Annotated in this window: 10 protein-coding genes; 5 read left to right on the top strand and 5 right to left on the bottom strand. The window is 36.5% G+C overall.

What is annotated here, in order from left to right; genetic code table 11:
- Nucleotides 1–23 precede the first annotated feature (23 nt).
- Nucleotides 24–2,057: an NAD(+) synthase gene (locus tag GM552_RS07190; RefSeq protein WP_155565849.1), complete on the top strand. Its 2,034-nt coding sequence runs from the start codon at nt 24–26 to the stop codon at nt 2,055–2,057.
- 91 nt (nt 2,058–2,148) lie between these two features.
- Here GM552_RS07190 and GM552_RS07185 read toward each other — a convergent pair whose 3' ends face one another.
- Nucleotides 2,149–3,219: a TIGR04086 family membrane protein gene (locus tag GM552_RS07185; RefSeq protein WP_155565848.1), complete on the bottom strand. Its 1,071-nt coding sequence runs from the start codon at nt 3,217–3,219 to the stop codon at nt 2,149–2,151.
- 205 nt (nt 3,220–3,424) lie between these two features.
- On the bottom strand, nt 3,425–6,514 hold the full coding sequence (locus tag GM552_RS07180; protein WP_155565847.1) for a glycosyltransferase: 3,090 nt from the start codon (nt 6,512–6,514) through the stop codon (nt 3,425–3,427).
- A gap of 279 nt (nt 6,515–6,793) precedes the next feature.
- On the opposite strand from GM552_RS07180, the gene GM552_RS07175 reads away from it, so the two are divergent.
- On the top strand, nt 6,794–8,338 hold the full coding sequence (locus GM552_RS07175) for a hypothetical protein (protein WP_155565846.1): 1,545 nt from the start codon (nt 6,794–6,796) through the stop codon (nt 8,336–8,338).
- Nucleotides 8,339–8,440: 102 nt separating this feature from the next.
- Nucleotides 8,441–11,125, top strand: coding sequence for a glycosyltransferase (locus tag GM552_RS07170; protein WP_155565845.1), 2,685 nt, complete (start codon nt 8,441–8,443; stop codon nt 11,123–11,125).
- Here the strand turns inward: GM552_RS07170 and GM552_RS07165 are convergent.
- Nucleotides 11,088–11,993: a rhamnan synthesis F family protein gene (locus GM552_RS07165; RefSeq protein ID WP_155565844.1), complete on the bottom strand. Its 906-nt coding sequence runs from the start codon at nt 11,991–11,993 to the stop codon at nt 11,088–11,090. The genes GM552_RS07170 and GM552_RS07165 overlap by 38 nt on opposite strands.
- A gap of 235 nt (nt 11,994–12,228) precedes the next feature.
- Between GM552_RS07165 and GM552_RS07160 the strand changes: the two genes are divergently transcribed.
- Nucleotides 12,229–13,800, top strand: a complete 1,572-nt coding sequence (locus GM552_RS07160) for a carbohydrate porin (protein ID WP_155565843.1) — start codon at nt 12,229–12,231, stop codon at nt 13,798–13,800.
- 86 nt (nt 13,801–13,886) lie between these two features.
- Here the strand turns inward: GM552_RS07160 and yiaY are convergent, their stop codons facing one another.
- Together yiaY and GM552_RS07150 are read right to left on the bottom strand one after the other, a co-directional pair.
- On the bottom strand, nt 13,887–15,035 hold the full coding sequence (gene yiaY, locus GM552_RS07155; protein WP_110438481.1) for an L-threonine dehydrogenase: 1,149 nt from the start codon (nt 15,033–15,035) through the stop codon (nt 13,887–13,889).
- A 232-nt stretch (nt 15,036–15,267) separates the two neighbouring features.
- The gene (locus tag GM552_RS07150; RefSeq protein WP_155565842.1) at nt 15,268–16,704 is read right to left on the bottom strand and encodes a catalase; all 1,437 of its coding nucleotides are present in this window, start codon (nt 16,702–16,704) and stop codon (nt 15,268–15,270) included.
- Between the two features lie 272 nt (nt 16,705–16,976).
- On the opposite strand from GM552_RS07150, the gene GM552_RS07145 reads away from it, so the two are divergent.
- Nucleotides 16,977–18,080 carry a glycosyltransferase family 4 protein gene (locus GM552_RS07145; RefSeq protein WP_155565841.1) on the top strand — a complete coding sequence of 368 codons (1,104 nt, stop codon included), beginning with the start codon at nt 16,977–16,979 and terminating at the stop codon, nt 18,078–18,080.
- Nucleotides 18,081–18,092 lie beyond the last annotated feature (12 nt).

Raw genomic sequence — 18,092 nt, 5'->3', positions numbered from 1 at the left:
ATATTTAGTATGTGAGATTCTTCTTGAAAAATTTTTACTCGTTGTATAAACATAACCTTGCCCGGGTGGGATTATGCAATTTTACAGTCTGTTTGGCAGATCCTTATTCGAACAGCGAGAAAATAATTCAACTGGCTTTAAAGGCCCATCAGGAATGTGTTGCACTTTGTGTTTTTCCTGAATTGTCTCTGACGGGATATTCAATTGAGGATCTCAGGTTACAGGACAGCCTGTCAAGTGCTGTTAAGGAAACTATTGAACTGATATGTGATGCAAGCCAATCCCTTATGCCTGTTCTCATATTTGGAGCTCCTGTTGTTTTTAAGGGTGCTTTGTATAATTGTGCGGTTGTTATTCATAAAGGTAAGATTCTGGGAGTAGTTCCCAAATCCTATTTACCTGGTTACCGGGAATTTTATGAGGCCAGACAATTTGTTGATGGGCAATTGATTGTCAATGAGTCCATAGTTTTTAACAAACAGAACGTTCCTTTTGGTGTTGATCTGCTTTTTAAAGCAGAGGATTATCCCGATTTGCTTATAGGGACGGAGATTTGCGAAGATTTGTGGGTACCAATTCCCCCAAGTAGTTATGCCTGTATGGCTGGTGCCACCGTGATTGCCAATCTTTCGGCAAGTAACATAACTGTAGGTAAAGCGGATCAGCGTTCTTTGTTGTGTCAAACGCAATCCTCACGTGGAATTTGCGCTTATCTATATACTGCTGCAGGAAATGGTGAATCTACAACGGATCTTGCCTGGGACGGACAATTGTCAATTTTTGAAAATGGTGAACTTCTGGCGCAAACAGAGCGTTTTCCAAAAGGCGATAATTTTCTATATGCAGATATTGATCTTGATTTGATACGTCAGGAACGGTTGCAACGCGGAACATTTCATCAGTGCTATGAAAAACACCCACCTTATCGTTTGATTGCATTCAAATTGCAACCTTCAAATGACACCATAGGGCTTCAACGTCCCTTGGAACGTTTTCCCTTTGTCCCTTCGGAAGTCCATCGGTTGGAACAGGACTGTTATGAAGCCTACATGATTCAGGTTTCAGCATTGAAACAACGTATTCAAGCCAGCAAAGCCCAGCGAATGATCATTGGTGTTTCTGGAGGACTTGATTCGACACAGGCTTTGCTGGTTGCTGTACAGGCTGCTGACGATCTCGAAATGGATCGACAGTCTATTTATGGGTATACAATGCCGGCATTCGGAACAGGCAAAGAGACGAAAAATAATGCCGAATCATTGATGAAAAGCCTTGGTATTCATTGGGAATGCTTGGATATTTCTGATACAGCCAGACAAATGTTAAAAGATATAGGACATCCTTATGCAGAAAATAAGCCTGTATACGATATCACCTTTGAAAATGTCCAGGCGGGATTAAGAACAGATTATCTGTTTCGTCTGGCCAATCTGCATAATGGTATTGTTGTTGGGACCGGGGATCTATCAGAACTGGCGCTGGGATGGTGTACTTATGGCGTAGGGGATCAAATGTCCCATTATCATGTCAATGCCGGGTTACCCAAAACATTAATTCAACATTTGATACGATGGGTTGTTCAATCCAGATTTTTTTCAGAGGAAACTGGCAGGGTTTTGCAGGAAATCTTGAATACTGAAATCTCGCCAGAACTCATTCCTGCAAAAGATGCAAAATCCATTCAAAGTACTGAATCAATAATTGGACCATACGCATTGCAAGATTTTAATTTATATTATTTTCTAAGATATGGTCTAAAACCTTCAAAAATTGCTTTTTTGGCCTATCATATATGGTCAAATTCACGTAAGGGGAGCTGGCCTGCAGGTTATCCTGATACAAAAAAAACCGATTATAATTTATGTGAAATTAGGCATTGGCTGGAAATATTCATTAAACGGTTTTTTGCTTTTAGCCAATTCAAACGATCAGCCATGCCAAATGGTCCCAAGATTCTTGCGGGAGGAAGTCTTTCTCCACGGGGAGATTGGCGTGCCCCTTCAGATGGAAATGCGAATATATGGTTAAGAGAACTTGAAAATGTTCCTTTCGATTGATTTTGTTCAAAAGGTTTAAAAAGTAAAAAAACTAGTATTTTTGGAAATACTAGTTTTTTGGTTATTTTTTAAGGATAAGCGATATTGTTATTTAGTGATTATAATTATGATGCTCATTATCAGTAGTTTGATTTTCTAGTTTTCTGCAAACGGTTCTTTGCCCCAATAATCCACAAGCGGTACTAACCAGTGCACCAACTAGCAAGGCGATAAAAGACCAGAATGAAAGACGTGCGATGGCTTTGACAGTCATATCCGCTTTTTCTTTAGCCTGTTCTTTCCATGTGTTTAATTGTTCTTTTGCTTCCTGAAGATTGTTTTGCAAATCATTCAATTTATTGTTTGCTTCTTGTACTGCCTGGTTATGCATGGCAATAATATTGTCAACCGAACGTTCTGCCTCTTTAGGGGTTAAATTAGTATTATTGGCAATTGCCTTTTCTACATCATTACGATCAATGGACTGATAGATGTTTTCGGTACGGGTTTTGAGATGGCTTATTAAATCAGAAAGAATCTTGTCGGAATTATTTGGGTTGATGCTAATTTCCTTGATAGCATTTTTGGCTTCTTTTTTAACTTCCTTAAATTGTGAGGATAGATAGTCTGGATGTAAAGCTGGAATATCACTTTTTTTCAAAGCCTCTATCACATTTTGATTAAGTTGTTGATTATTCGCATTTGATTTGAAATCAAAATTTTTCAGAGTGTTTTTGCTAAGATCAAAAATTCCTGAAATACCATTTTGGGATGCAGAACCAATGCCGCTTAATAGGGAACCTGTAGATGAGGTCACTGTTCCGATTGTTCCCCCGATCATGGTAAGGATGGAACTTAAAATCATGCATCCAATAATAATGGATAAAATAAGCGAAGTGGCCCAAACAAGAAACCCATGAATGAGGCCATTTACGCCAGCCAAGCGTCCAGTCACAAAAGCGCCACATGCAAGGCTGAGGATAATTGAAACCACAGTCCAGATTAAAACTGTTGTTCCTGCACCATTAATAATATCATCGGATTTAGGAGACAGCATTGAAACACCCAGGCTGCTTCCCAAAATAAAAAGAAGAAAAAATACTGCCAGAACTGTAAAAATACCAGCAATAATACTTCCCCAGCATATTCTTTTTTTATTTATATTATTATTTTGATAATCCATTATTACGCTCCTTAATAGTTATTTATTAAAAACAATATTAGCGTAAATAAAAATCTTATCTATTCAATAATTTTATTTTTTTTATTTGTTGTTTTAAAATCACTAAAATGTAATATTTTATTTTAGTGATTTTATATTAAAATATTATAAGTAATTTAATGTAGTTACTAACTATTTATTAATAATATTAAATGAGTTTAAGAAATTATTGTTTTTTATTCCAGGGTGAAATTTCGGGATAAACCAGGTCAAGCCAAGGATGTCTATTTTCAAGATGAGAAACAACCTTGGGTTTGTGGGTATTTTGTTCAGTGAGTACATTGGTCATTGATGCAAAATGTGCCCTATATTCAGCAATAGTATTGGTTACCTGTTTTCCGCTGATACCCATTTCAGCAAGGGAGCACCACATATCAAAATCCTCCCACCCCATTGCATCCCGTTTTACATAAAATCCACCAGCTGCAGCCCAGGCCCATTTGGCAATAAGAACCATTGCGTCAATATAGTTTCCGACGGTGAGGCGTAGGGGATTAAAGGGAACGTGCCCTCCAATGGCCTCTCCTGCGCCAAAATGCTGTATTTCTGGATAGGCATAACCAATATTCGTATTCTGTATGGCCTGCAATAATTTTTCACATGTGTCAGGCATTAAACGGTTATCCGCATCCAATTGCATGGAATACAGTGTTTCACTGGCTGCAATACCAATATTTCGTGCGCCTCCCAAACCGACATTATTTACTGATTGATGGATTTGCAATCGATTGAATCGATGCTTGTGATTTATTGACCATTCAAGAATTAGGGTGATTGATTCGTCAGACGAACCATCATCAACAATAATCAAATCAATATCCTTTAATGTCTGAATAAAAACGGACTCCAGTGCCTCCAGTATATATTGCTGATAGTTATAGGAAGTAATGACAACCGTTACCTCAGATTCCCGCAAGTTATCATGTTCAAAAAGAATGTTGCTGTGTGGAATGACGGGCAAATTGCGAGGGTTATAGTTTTTGCGTGAAATAATAGTTTCCGCTGCCTGTGCTGCGCCTTTTTCATTAACCAAACTTAAAAGCATTGTATCGCAAAGTTTGGATTGACGTTGCAAACTGAAATTCCATAAAACGGCATGATATGCATTTTGCGCCATTTCTTTTCTAAGTGTTTTATTGTCAATAAGCGATAGTAAATATTCTTCCCATTCTTTCGCGGTAGATGCCAGATATCCAGTGACGCCGTGTTGAATGCATCGTTTCAAGGGTTGGGTTGGTGAAACGATTGAACAGACATTTGCCAATGCAGCTTCAAAATATTTAAGCTCACTTTTTGCATTGCAGAAAACATTGTCAATTTCCAATGGGGCAATTGAGATATCAAATCTTGCCAATTCTTGGGGAAGTTTTTCTAAAGGTACGGTATCGCGCCACTCGATGAAATTTTCATAATTTTTCAGTTCCGGAAATTCATTCATATGCAAAATGGGACGGTGGTTTACGGGTTCCCTGAATAAAACAAGGCGTACATTGGAACGTTGTTGAAAAATTGAAATGAGTGCAGGTATGACAAGGGCAAAATCACGCTGATGTGTTCGGGTGCCGCTTGCATAGCCAATCCGGATGTAATCATCATTTTTTGTTGCTTGAACAATACGGGCGGCAAATCGTGATAATTTTACGCATTCATCATCAAAAATATTGGGTAGGGTATATATTAATGGGCCGGCATGTCTAGGAATAAGTTCCTGCGCCATATGTTCACGCATTTCTTTTGTAGTTGCAATCGCAAAGTCTGAACGCATGAGGGTCTGACGCATGTTGTGAAATGTATGGGCCGTTTTTGCCTCGGTTGTACCAATGGTACGTATACCATCTATGATCTCAATATGGGCAAAATGGGGTTTAAAGACAATATCGTCGACATCAAAGGCGGTTAATTTATTATATTCCTTGCTTAGTTTCAGAATTCCATCAATGTGACCGCTAAACTCAACACGCCATAAAATGATGATATCAGCCCATTGTATATCGTTAACGCTAACATCAGCCGCGTTTGAAACCTTAGCTTCATGGCCGGCCATAATGCAAGCTTTGGCATTACGATAACAACGATAAATTACACCCGGTGTATCGGGTTCTCCAGCAACAAAAAGAATTTTTCTTATGGGATTATAGGAATTGTAATCAGGCCTGGCAAAGTAATTCAGGCTATCCATTGAATGTAAAGAGTTAGAATTTGGAAGGGAATTTCCGATAATGTTATTTTCTTTATAAAATTTTCTTTTAATTACATTTATAAAATTAGGAGCATCTATATCCATTTTTATTTTGTTTTTGATATATTTTTTGACGAATACAGGAGTTTTTCTTTTTAATTGTCTATAGATTATTTCAGATATACTTTTTGGATATAAATTTTTAATAGATATTAATTTTTTATTACATCCATTTTTGGCAACCTGATTGGTTAAATCTTTTAATATCTTGTTTTTTTCCCTGATTTTTTGGGTTTGATTTGCAATTTCCTTTTCAGAATATTGAAGTTTTCTGCCCAATAAATTTTGTTCAATTTTTGATTCCAGAAATAGAGATGGCGTTGATGCTTCGTTTTTTTTATCCAGTGAGTTATACATCGACCAATATTGGTCAAAAAAAGCACATTTTTTTTGGAATCGTTGTGCCAGAACAGGTGAGTAACTGAGGTCAAAGAGATTTTTTAACGAAAAAGGAACCGCTGTACCAGTGTAGAGAATGGTCAGTCCAGAATAATGATAAAAATCAAAATGGGGATATTGTGTCTGCCATGCTGTTATGATCGAGGAGTTTTCCTTGGCAATTGAATGATCGCTAAAGATATTATCAATAACAATCGTGGTATTCTCAGGAAGTTTTTCATATAGCGAATTTATAATGGGTGCTTTTTTAAGGGATTGGTTCAGACTGTTGATGAAAATACAATCGTAATCGGAAATATCAGGTTTGATGGGTAACAAGGTGTTCGGATATGAACAGGGGCTTTCTTTCTTTTGTTTTTCACTGAAACATTGACTGGATAGTTCAAAACTGTCAATAATTTCGCATATATTCTTATGAATGATTCTTTCAATATCATTATCAAATATTGCAATTTTTTTTGGTTTTAGGTTTGTTATCAACCATACGAGAATAGAATAATGGTGATGAATTTCATTTTTTAGAAAGGGAATATGAAAAAACAGATTCTCATTATCGTTTTTTAAGAGATCTTTTAATGAACTCGTCTCTTTTTCTTGTAAAGGTTGATTTTTTATCATGATATATAAGCCTGGAATTGATTAACTATATGAATTATGTTACAATAATATTGTATATTTGAAGTATACAAAGTATGATTTTAAGGTCATAATCCTATCATAAAATTGAATAAACGATTTGTTTTTAAGTTTGATTTAACATTAGTGTTTTGTTACAACATACAATGTTGCAAGTAAAAAATAAATTTGACAATTTTTAAGTAATATTTTACTTTTTTAACAAAGTAGAATTAATTTTGATAAATTATAATAATTTGGATATTTTAGAGTAAAGTAGAGATGGCAATTATAACGGTTCCAGGTGGTTCAGATTCTTCTATAGCTGTGACTGTAGATGGTTCTCAGGCCTTAGCACTGGCTAATCAAATCAGAGATGATATTGTAAGTCATTATTATAAAACTGACAGAGATATTGATGTTACTAATTTTTATAACGGGGATGATATTTCTCCATTAGCATCACGATCAAATCTTTTATTTGACGGCGTTATCAGGAACGGAGGTGTTTATAACGTTAAGGATGGCGTTAATTTCATTACCGTTGGAACGCTAATCAAGGACGGACAGAAACTTGATGCCAATGATAAATTTGATGCAAATAACTTTAGATTCCTAAATGAACCCGTAACGGTAAATTCAGCAATGAGCGCCAATCAGTACGTTCGTGTATTGGCGGGGATTGATGGTCAAGTCACTTATAAGGCGGGCAAGGAAAGTGGGCAATTTGCTGGCGGATCCAAGGATCATCCAATCAATTTTATCGGTAACGATCAAGAGGGTGGTAGATGGCAAATAGCAACCGGTGACGGAGATGATACCATTGCCTCCGGTTCAGGAAATAATGTCATAAATGCGGGTGCCGGCAAGAATAAGATAACCTTGGGAACAGGTAATAACCAGGTTACTTCGGATGGACAGGATACAATCACCGCGCCTAATGGTGGTTTTAATTCTATTACCATTCGTGGCGGTCATTCATTGATCAATATTGGTGACAATAGTCTTATCAATGATGTAAGTAGCAATAACGTTATCACTGTTGGGGGTGGCAGTACTGTTATTGGTGGTAACGCGGGCAATGTTACATTCAATGCCGCTTCTAATGATGGTCATAATAACAATCATAACCGTAACGAATTTTTGGGTGGTCAAAACAACACGATTACAGCTTCTACGGATAATTTTGATGTAATTCATGGTGTTAACAACACATTCAATATCAATGGTAGTTTCAAGTTCTTCAATGGTACAGGCAATACGAATGTTACCCTAACTGGTGGGCAGAATATAACTACACAAACTCAAATATTTGGTGCGGATGGGTTAAACTTCCACCTGACAGCAAAAGATGTTAATGATCCAAATAATCCAGTTCTACTTGTCGCTGGCGGTGGTGGAAACCAGACATTGGATGGTTCGACATCTTCTTCGAATCTCTTGATTTACTCTGATTCAACCAAGGGTGCTACAACGCAACTACTTGGTGTTGGTGGTGCTGGTAATGATACTCTGGTTGGTGGTGTTGGCTCAAATACATTGACCGGTGGTGAAGGTAACAACTTGTTTATCTTTACTAAAGATACAGATCAGGGTGGTAAGACATTAATTACCGACTTCTCCAAATCCAAAAATAATATGGTTGAATTCCTCAACTACGGATTTAATAGAAGTGATGTTGATCGTATTCTTCAGAATGCACATCAGGATGATAAAGGAAATGCTGTTCTTGATCTTGGTAACCATCAATTGATTCTGCAAGGTGTTTCAGTTAAGGATCTTAAAGGGACACAGTTTACTTATATCAATGATCCAGTAAAAAAATAAAAGACTAGATCTATATTTGGTTTTTTCGAAAAGCTTGCTATTTTATAAATAGTAAGCTTTTCTGTTATTATGATCATTATTTTCACTAGCCAGTTGTAATTTATGTATAAAAAAGAAAATGATATTGAATATCTAAAGGCTGAAATTAAAAAAAAAAACCGGCTTATTGATGAATATCATTTAACCTTCAGAATATTGAATTTACAAATTGCTCAATTACAGCATTATAAAAATCGTATTTCAAATTTACATGCTCGTATAGAATATTATAGGAAAGTCATAGATCGGCTGGAAAATATTATTCCTGTAAAAAAGTTTATAAAGATCGTCTATTTTGGAATAGATCGTTGTGTAAATATACTTGAAAAAATTTTTAAAAAAATTAATTGTAGACAATTTATAATAAATGAAAAAAATAATTTTATTATTCATTACAAATTTTTTGAAAACCAACAGTTTAATCAATCACATCTAATTTTAATTGTTGCGGAAGTTACGTTACCACAATGTTATAAATATCGTGTACAGCAAAAAAAAGAATATTTTGAAAAATTGGGATGGCAATGCAGAATTGTTGACTGGAGAAATCAAAGTGAGGTTTTGTCAGTCTTACAAATTTGTAAAGAAGTGATTTTTTACAGGGTTCCTGCTTTTCAAAATGTTTTGGATCAGATTTCTGAGGCTAAACGATTGGGTTTAAAAACCTGGTGGGAAGTTGATGATTTAATATTTGATAAAAAATTATATTTACAATGCGGGTTTATGAAGTATTTACCCAAAGAGGAGTTGGATTTATTACTTTTTGGATCAGGATTATTCCGTAAAGCGTTATTGGCTTGTGATCATGCAATTGCCTCTACATCCTCTTTGGCACAAAATATACGACAGGTTGGAGTTCATGAAGTTAAGGTTATAGAAAATGCCCTGGATCAAAATACTTTACGAATTGCTTCAGACCTTTATCCACGTAAATTGGAAATAGATGGTGATCTTAAGAAAAAAGATGAAATAATTGTTCTTTATGGATCCGGGACTAAAACTCATAATGCTGATTTTCTGATTGCGGCCGATGGAATTATTTCGGCACTTATTCATGAAAAAAAATTAAGATTATGGATAATAGGGGAACTTGAATTACCAAATCAATTTGAGGATTTCAAAAACCGGATCTGTTATTTTTCTTTTCGGTCCTATGATCAATACATGAAATTATTGGCACATGCTGATATAGCCATAGCACCGTTGGAAGATATTGCCTTTAATGATGCTAAAAGCAATATTAAATTTTTAGAGGCATCCATTTTAGGTATTGTCTCTGTTTGTTCTCCCCGAAAGAATTTCAAAGAAATAATTCGGGATGGTGAAAATGGCTTTATTGCTAATTCGACATCTGAATGGAAGGAAAAAATATGTTTACTGGCTGGGAACTCCCAGTTACGTCAACGTTTAGGACGACAGGCTTATTATGATGTCTTAAAGGATTATTCTCCCGATACAATTTTAAAAAAACAGGTTGAACCTATTTTTGGAATACCGAATAAACAAGTCAGGGATAAATTAAAGATTTTGGTGGTTAATCTTTATTATGCACCATATTCTTACGGTGGTGCCACCATGGTTGCAGAGGAAATGTCCCGTCGGATACAAAAAAAAGAGAATACTGAAATAGCAATTTTTACCTCCCGACCTTTTTCACAACATAAAGGATTAAGGCGTTATTGTGATAATGGATCCTTGGTCTATTCAGTAGAGATTTCACCGCAATCATATCCATCTGAAGAATTCAATAATACAGAAATTGTGGATCCATTTGAAATGGTTTTACAGGCTGTTCAACCAGATATTGTACATTTTCATGCAATTCAAAATCTTGGACTGCATTTGATTGCTTCATGTCAACTGAAAGATATTCCTTATATTATTACTCTTCATGACACGTGGTGGCTTTGTGACCGTACATTTATGGTTAAAAATAATCATAAATATTGTTTTCAGGAAAAAATAGACCTGAATATTTGTCAGGCATGTGAACCCCAGGTTTTCTATTTAAGAGAACGAATGAAAATGATGAAAAAATCACTTGAAGGAGCCTCGTTGTTATTAAGTCCAAGTGAAACACATCGTCAGCTTTATATAGTGAATGATGTTGATCCCGATAAAATTATAGTAAATCGTAACGGAGTTTCCCGTCCAAGAAAATTGCGTAAAAAGCGTATGGCGGGTTCTGTCTTGAGGTTTGGTTTCGTTGCCGGAAATGAGATAATAAAAGGCTATAATCTCATTTTTGACGTATTTACATCATTAAAACATGAAAACTGGAAATTGACGATTGTAGATAGCAAAAACAATCTTGGATATTCATCATTTGATATAGATTCCTGGAAGGGGCAGGATAAGGTTATCATTATTCCACCCTATGATGAAAATTCAAAAGATGATTTCTTTAATGAAATAGATATATTGCTTTTTCCTTCCCAATGGAAAGAAAGCTATGGGCTGACAGTCAGGGAAGCTTTGCTACGAGATGTTTGGGTTGTGTGTACCCATCCTGGTGGCCAGTCAGAGGATGTTATGGACGGTATAAATGGTACCTATATTTCATTATATGATGGTTCGGAAGAATTAAAAAAGGTTATTGAAGGATTTCTGGAACAACCATCCTTTTTGGATGCCTATCTTAATCCATATAAGGATCATATTATGACTTATGAACAACAGGCTGATGAATTATTTGAAATCTATAACAGTGTTAAAGTGGCGGAGAACAAGAAACACCCTGTTTTATGAAATATGTCCAGGCAAGTTTTGTATCATAAGTTATGGCAAGATATTTCAGCCGTTTCCACCATACGGTATGGGGGATCATCGGTCGGTTAGTATGGTTGTTTAAATAGGTGTCAATATAGTTTAATTTGAAAAATTGATTGTTTTTCAGAAGTGTACGGTAATAGTTTAGCCAGAAAATTCCAAAGTGATTATCACGGATGAGTTCTTTTTTAATAAAAGGGACGTTATCAGAATGCAGGATAGTATACCAATCCAGGTGCATGGGATTGACGTTTTTTTTATTTCTAAAAAGTCTTGTTTTTGTTGGTGACCAAGCTGCTTTGCATTTAATTTCCGGAATTGATTGCAAAATGCGTCCCAGCTTTAATTCACCTTGCTGGATAATGGCCTGTCTGTCCATTTGTTTGAATGGTTGCATAAACAAGTCTTGAATTGCTGGATTAAAAAATGTGGTATGGTTAAAACACAGAAACCATGATTGGAAATGCCAGTTCACTTCAAAACTATCAACCATCCCCCATATATCCAAGTTTTCGGTAAACATTTTTTTAAAAACAGGCTGCAGGGGATATATGGGGCCAAAAATGCTGTCATTAGTTAGTAGGATATAATCAGCATGATCGGTAACTTTTTTTATTATTAAATCTTGCCATGCTCCAAAATCCAGTCCCTGATTAGGACGAGAATGGGGTGTTATTGAATGTTTTTGGCAAAAATCGTGTATATCCTTTGAAATTTTTTCTTTCCCGGAAAGGGCTAAATGTGTTTCCCATCCGCATAAATAAAGTTGCCTTAAAAAATGTTTTGTGTCGGGAAGAAGTTCATCTGTTAAATTATAAGAGGCAAAAAGACATATTCTGTTTGACATATTTAGTGATGATATTTGATTTATAGTGAAAATTTACCGTTAGAATTCATAAATTTAAAATATTTATTATTAAATTCTAAATATGAAATGTGAAAAAAACAAGAATTAATATTAAACTAGCTGTAAATAAAATACATTGATTTAAAATTAAAATACATATCAAGTATTTTATATTGAAAAATAATATTTATTTATTGTTAAATGTAATAAAAAAATAAATAAATTATGGGAAAACATGAAAGAAATATTTAATAAAGATATTTTATTATCAAAAATATTTAAATTATTATGTTTTTCTTTAATTGTTATTTTTATACAATTAGAAAATAATAATTTAATTGTTCATGCTCAAAATTCACAAACAGATTCTTTGGAACAAAATCGAAAATATGATGATGAGTTAACGGATTGGCACATGATTCCGGCTGGTAGTAGTGGTGGATGGAGAACAGCTGTCAGTCGTGCAGAAAGTAACCGTATTGATATCCAAAGAATGCAGAAAGAGAGAACAAATCCCTATTTGCCCCAACCGGAACATTTGCTTGGAAATTGGTGGGGATTGCATTCGTGGTTGTATAACCGGGGCATTAATATCAATTTTGACAACCAAAATGAATTTGCAGGAAATATTTCAGGATATCATCAAAAGAAATCAACCAATACAGGTGCAGTGGATGCAAATATAGATATTGATTGGGAAGTATTGATTGGGGATAACTGGATCACGAATGGTCTGGTTGGACATATGACAGTCATTGGTCGTTATGGAAGCAATCTGAGTGCAGGGCTTGGGGAAAATATAACACAGGTGCAGGAATTATATGGTGCTGGTGGGAATGTTGTTGCAAAACTAGTAAATCTGTATCTGGATAAACATCTTTTGGAAGATCGCATGATCATGTCCTTTGGAAGGATGGATGTCGGGGCAAGCTTTGCAACCAGCCCCATTCAGTGTTATTTCATGAATAATGGAATTTGCGGTAATCCAAAACCCTTAAGTGGACAGGCGGCAGGTTTTTCAGCATGGCCGGATTCAGAATGGGGAATTAATATTCTGTTTCAGGCCACTCCTCAATATTTTATACGTATAGGCATGTATCAGGTAAGTCGGGCGGCTTATAGCAATAGGGCCGGCCATCGGGCAGGCTGGGCCGCTGTGGTGAGAACAGGTGAAGATGCCGGTGGGGAATTTCCTATAGAAATGATCTATCAACCAAAATGGGGAAAGCATGAATTAACGGGACATTATAAAATTGGATTTGCCTATGATACGTCACCTTATCCTGTTTGGGGCCGTTCCATTTACGGGGGGCATATCACTTCGGCTAATGGAATAGATCAGAAATGGAAAAGGGGACGGGATGAGGAATGGGTTTTACTGGATCAGATGATTCAGCGAAATGGGCCGGGTGATTTGGACGGGTTGATAGGATATCTTGGTTTTGTTCACAGTAATCCAAAAACATTTCAAAGACAAAATCAATTTCTGGCGGCCATTATCAATACCGGATTTTGGAAATCACGGCCTATGGATGGAATAGGTGTTCTATTTGTTCATCAAATTATGAGTCGGGAAGCACGCAAGGCACAACGATATAACATAATGTCAGGTTTTCCCATCGGGGATATTGTTTCAGGAGCATCTGGAATACAATCAGCAGAAACAACGGTAGAGCTTACTTATTTAATTCATATTTATGATGGAGTTATGTTTCAACCTGATTTTCAATACGAGATTCATCCAAATGCACAAAAAAATATTCCTAACGCAGCCTTTCTCGGATTCAAAAGTCGTGTAGACTTTTAAATATCTTTCAGTAATTTACATTAGATAGATGATAAAAAAAGGATATGGTTATCCATATCCTTTTTTTTAAGTTATGAATTTATTAATTACATTGCTGATTTAAAGATTGCCGCAACTTCTTCAGCATTTCCCTGACGGGGATTGGTCAGGGCGCAAGCATCCTTAAGCGCATTGGCAGTCAAGGTGGGAATATCTTTTTCCTGAACCTTCAGTTCTGTCAGATTGGCAGGAATGTTAATATCTTTTGAGAGGCTGCGGATAGCCGCGATACAGGCTTTGGCGCCTTCCTCATCATTCATGCTACTGACATCAATATTCATTGCCTTTGCAATATCTTTTAAACGAGCGGCACATTTGGGGAGGTTGTATTCCTGAACGTGAGGCAACAGTACTGCATTACAAACCCCATGTGGCAAACCATAAAAACCACCAAGCTGATGTGCCATTGCGTGGACATATCCCAAGGATGCGTTATTGAATGCCATTCCTGCGAGCAGTTCTGCATAGGCCATATTCTCACGAGCTTGCATGTCCTGGCCATTTTTAACTGCATTGCGCAGATTTTCTTCGATTAGGGTTACGGCCTTCAAGGCACACGCATCTGTGATGGGTGTGGCGGCAGTGGAAACATAGGCTTCAACTGCATGAGTCAGAGCATCCATACCTGTCGCAGCAGTCAGTCCAGGAGGCATACCCGCCATTAAAGCGGGATCATTGACAGACAAAATAGGTGTTACATGAGGTGTAATGATAGCCATTTTAACATGGCGTGTTTCATCCGTGATAATGCAAAAACGGGTTATTTCACTGGCTGTTCCAGCAGTTGTGTTGATTGCGATTAATGGAAGTTGAGGTTTGTTGGATTTGTCAATTCCCTCATAATTTTTGATTTCACCACCATTGGTGGCAAGCAGGGCAATCCCTTTGGCACAATCATGCGGAGAACCACCCCCAAGGGAAATAACGAAATCACAATTATTTTCTTTGAGTATTTTTAATCCGTCATTAACATTTGTTACGGTAGGATTGGGATGGGTGCCATCAAAAACATTTGTTTTAATTCCTTGCTGATCAAGCATATCAGCAATTTTTTTGACTACTCCGTTTTTGCTTAGAAATGAATCTGTAACGATAAGGCCATGCTTGAGACCATGTCCCTGAATGTGGGAAATAGCGTCTTGTAAGGCGTTTTTACCAATAATATTTACAGGTGGAAGAAAGAATGTAGTACTCATAATATTGTATATCCTTTATCACCATTATAGTTTCTTAGAGATATATAAGAGTAATTTAATAAAATTAAAGTCTTTACTCTAAGTAAATAAGGGGAAGAGTCGCGCTCTTTTTATTAAGTATGTTTGTAAATTTTACAAAATTATAATCCCCCGATTATGGGTTTTAATCAAGGGATTACTTTAAAAAACCAAATATTAATTTCTATATTTGAAAAATCGGATGATTACTTTGTCATTTTAGACCCGTCGCTACTTTTTGTTCCAGTTCCGGGTCAATTTTCTGGAAGTGTTCCAACACGCGTTTTTGAATATCCTTTCGAACCATTTGCAGGGATTCAATAAAATTATTGATCAACAGACTCTTTTGTTCTGGTTTCATCAAATGAAACAAGGCCCTTGGATAACTGTAATAGTCTTGGTCAACGCGGTTGTCGTACCTTCCCCCTTCACCGGATGTATAATCCGGGAAATAGTTTTCAGGAGTGTTCGTTTGTTTTGGTGCATCTGGATCGCTGTTTGGTTCATAGTTTGTCATTCCGCCTCCATTATCATCAAAACGCATATATCCATCTCTTTGGTAATTGTTTACAGGGCTTTTTGCGGCATTGATGGGCAGCAGCTGATGATTTGTTCCAACCCGGTACCGTGCGGCATCAGCATAGGCAAATATACGTCCTTGCAACATTTTGTCCGGGGAAACGCCTATGCCGGGAACAACGTTGCCAGGGGAAAAAGCCGCCTGTTCTACCTCGGCAAAATAATTTCCTGGATTACGATTCAATTCAAAATATCCAACTTCATGCAATGGGAATTCTTTTTGTGACCAAACTTTGGTAACGTCGAAAGGATTATCCTTGTGATTCTTTGCCTGTTCAATCGACATAACCTGTATATAGGCTTTCCATCTTGGGAAATGGCCCTCCTTGATTGCATTGAATAAATCCTCGGTAAGGTAATCCGGATTGGAACCGGCTAATTCTCCAGCTTTTTTAGGATCAAGATTTTTAACACCCTGTTCTGTTCTGAAATGCCATTTTACCCAAGTGCGGACATTATCCTTATTGATTAGACTGAAAGTGTGGCTTCCATAACCATGCATGCATCGATAGCTGGCGGGAATACCCCGGTCAGAGAAAAGGATCATGACCTGATGCAGGGCCTCGGGAGATAAAGACCAAAAGTCCCATTGAAAATTGGGATCTTTTAGATTGGATTGAGGATCCCTTTTCTGGGTACGGATGAAATCGGGGAATTTCAGGGGGTCACGAATAAAAAACACGGGAGTGTTGTTTCCGACAAGATCCCAGTTTCCATCTTCAGTGTAGAATTTCAAGGCAAAACCGCGTGGATCCCTTACCGTATCGGCTGATCCCCTTTCGCCTGCAACTTGTGAGAAGCGTGCAAACATCGGGGTTTCTTTACCTATTTCGCTAAATATTTTGGCACAGCTATATCTGGTTATATCTTGGGTAACTACAAATTTTCCGTGAGCGGCCGCCCCTTTGGCATGAACACGCCGTTCGGGTATAACTTCACGGTTAAAATGAGCAAGTTTCTCAACCAGATGGAAATCATCCAATAGAATTGGACCACGAGGTCCAGAGGTTCTGGAATTCTGGTTGTCGGGAACAGGAATACCTTCAGCTGTAGTAAAAACCTTTTTACTCATTTGTAGCTCCTTATTTTATTTTTGTTTCATAAGCCAATTGTTATTTTCTTGACCCAATAATTGTATCATACAATCAATAATTCAAAAGTAACTATTTGAGTTTTAAATATATTATTGGATTATTACTTGCCTGTTTTATGTTTTTATTAAGGATAATTAATATTTATTTATTTATTTGTTAATATTTTATATTGATATTGGCAAATAACGTAATCTTCTGTAAAAGGTTGGTAAGATCAGTATGTTTTGTAATTATTGTTTCGGTTATCTATATGAAGATATATTATATTGTTAGCAGTTTTGATGGGGGTGGGGCTGAATTCGTAATTCCTGATCTGATAAATTTATTCAAGAGACTGGGGCATTCCGTTGAATTGTTCGGCTGTATACCGAGAAATATGGAAACTGTTGATTTATTTAAAAAAAGTAATATTTCTTACCGTTTATTATCAGGAAATAATGAAAATAGATATAAATCCACTTTTCATTTCAACCAAATTGTAAAACGTTCCCCTCCCGATGTTATATGGACGTCATTGACACGTGCGACGGTGGACGGCCAATTGGTGGGGTTATGGAACCGGATTCCGGTTGTCAGTTGGAAACATAGTGCAAACAGCTATTCTTTGAGATTAATCAAAACAATTCTGATGCAGCGATTAAGTCGGCTTTGGATTGCTGACTCAACAGGAGTTGCCAATTTTTTGAAATCGAAAATGAAAGTTCCTGAAGATCGTATAAAAATCTGGTCTTTATTTAAAATTCCACACAATCTACCTATGGGTTCAGTATGGAATGGCAAAGGAATATTTCATATTGGTTCAGTTGGGCGTTTACATACCGTAAAAAATTTTCCCTTAATGATCAGGGCGATGGCTTACATCAACCATCATTATCCCGAGGTTGGAAAACGGATAAAATTATCCATTGCTGGATCGGGAAAGGAGGAACGGCATTTGAAAAACCTTATTCATTTATTAAAAGTGGATAATGTCGAATTGATCGGTTTTTCAGATGATGTCATGAATTTTTTATCAAAACTTCATTTATATTTGCAAACTTCTGTTTATGAAGGCTTATGTATTGCCGTTCATGAAGCTTTGGCAGTCGGTATTCCGGTTATTTCAACAAATGTTGGGGAGATGCGGAGTGCTTTCAGGAATAATCCAATAGGAACATTAATTGATAAAAATTCTCCAGAACTTTTAGCTAGACAAATTCTGGAATATTATCATAATCCAAGCAAAACACAGTATTATGCTGCTAATGCACGTCAATATATGCAACAGCATTACAGTGAGGAAAGTTTTGAAGCTTCCGGCAGGTTTATTTTAAATCATATTGAAGAGAATATTTTACCAAGATATTTGAAATAAATCTTGTTTGAT

Source organism: Commensalibacter sp. ESL0382 (assembly GCF_009725775.1).
Classification (GTDB): domain Bacteria; phylum Pseudomonadota; class Alphaproteobacteria; order Acetobacterales; family Acetobacteraceae; genus Commensalibacter; species Commensalibacter melissae.
Note: the sequence above shows the minus strand (reverse complement) of the source record. Positions and strands in the feature narration are given on the sequence as shown.

Excerpts from the sequence above, each read along its gene's own strand:
- GM552_RS07145 (WP_155565841.1), top strand. The coding sequence starts at position 16,977 with ATGAAGATATATTATATTGTTAGCAGTTTTGATGGGGGTGGGGCTGAA.
- GM552_RS07165 (WP_155565844.1), bottom strand. The coding sequence starts at position 11,993 with ATGTCAAACAGAATATGTCTTTTTGCCTCTTATAATTTAACAGATGAA.
- GM552_RS07175 (WP_155565846.1), top strand. The coding sequence starts at position 6,794 with ATGGCAATTATAACGGTTCCAGGTGGTTCAGATTCTTCTATAGCTGTG.
- GM552_RS07170 (WP_155565845.1), top strand. The coding sequence starts at position 8,441 with ATGTATAAAAAAGAAAATGATATTGAATATCTAAAGGCTGAAATTAAA.
- GM552_RS07185 (WP_155565848.1), bottom strand. The coding sequence starts at position 3,219 with ATGGATTATCAAAATAATAATATAAATAAAAAAAGAATATGCTGGGGA.
- GM552_RS07180 (WP_155565847.1), bottom strand. The coding sequence starts at position 6,514 with ATGATAAAAAATCAACCTTTACAAGAAAAAGAGACGAGTTCATTAAAA.
- yiaY (WP_110438481.1), bottom strand. The coding sequence starts at position 15,035 with ATGAGTACTACATTCTTTCTTCCACCTGTAAATATTATTGGTAAAAAC.
- GM552_RS07150 (WP_155565842.1), bottom strand. The coding sequence starts at position 16,704 with ATGAGTAAAAAGGTTTTTACTACAGCTGAAGGTATTCCTGTTCCCGAC.
- GM552_RS07160 (WP_155565843.1), top strand. The coding sequence starts at position 12,229 with ATGAAAGAAATATTTAATAAAGATATTTTATTATCAAAAATATTTAAA.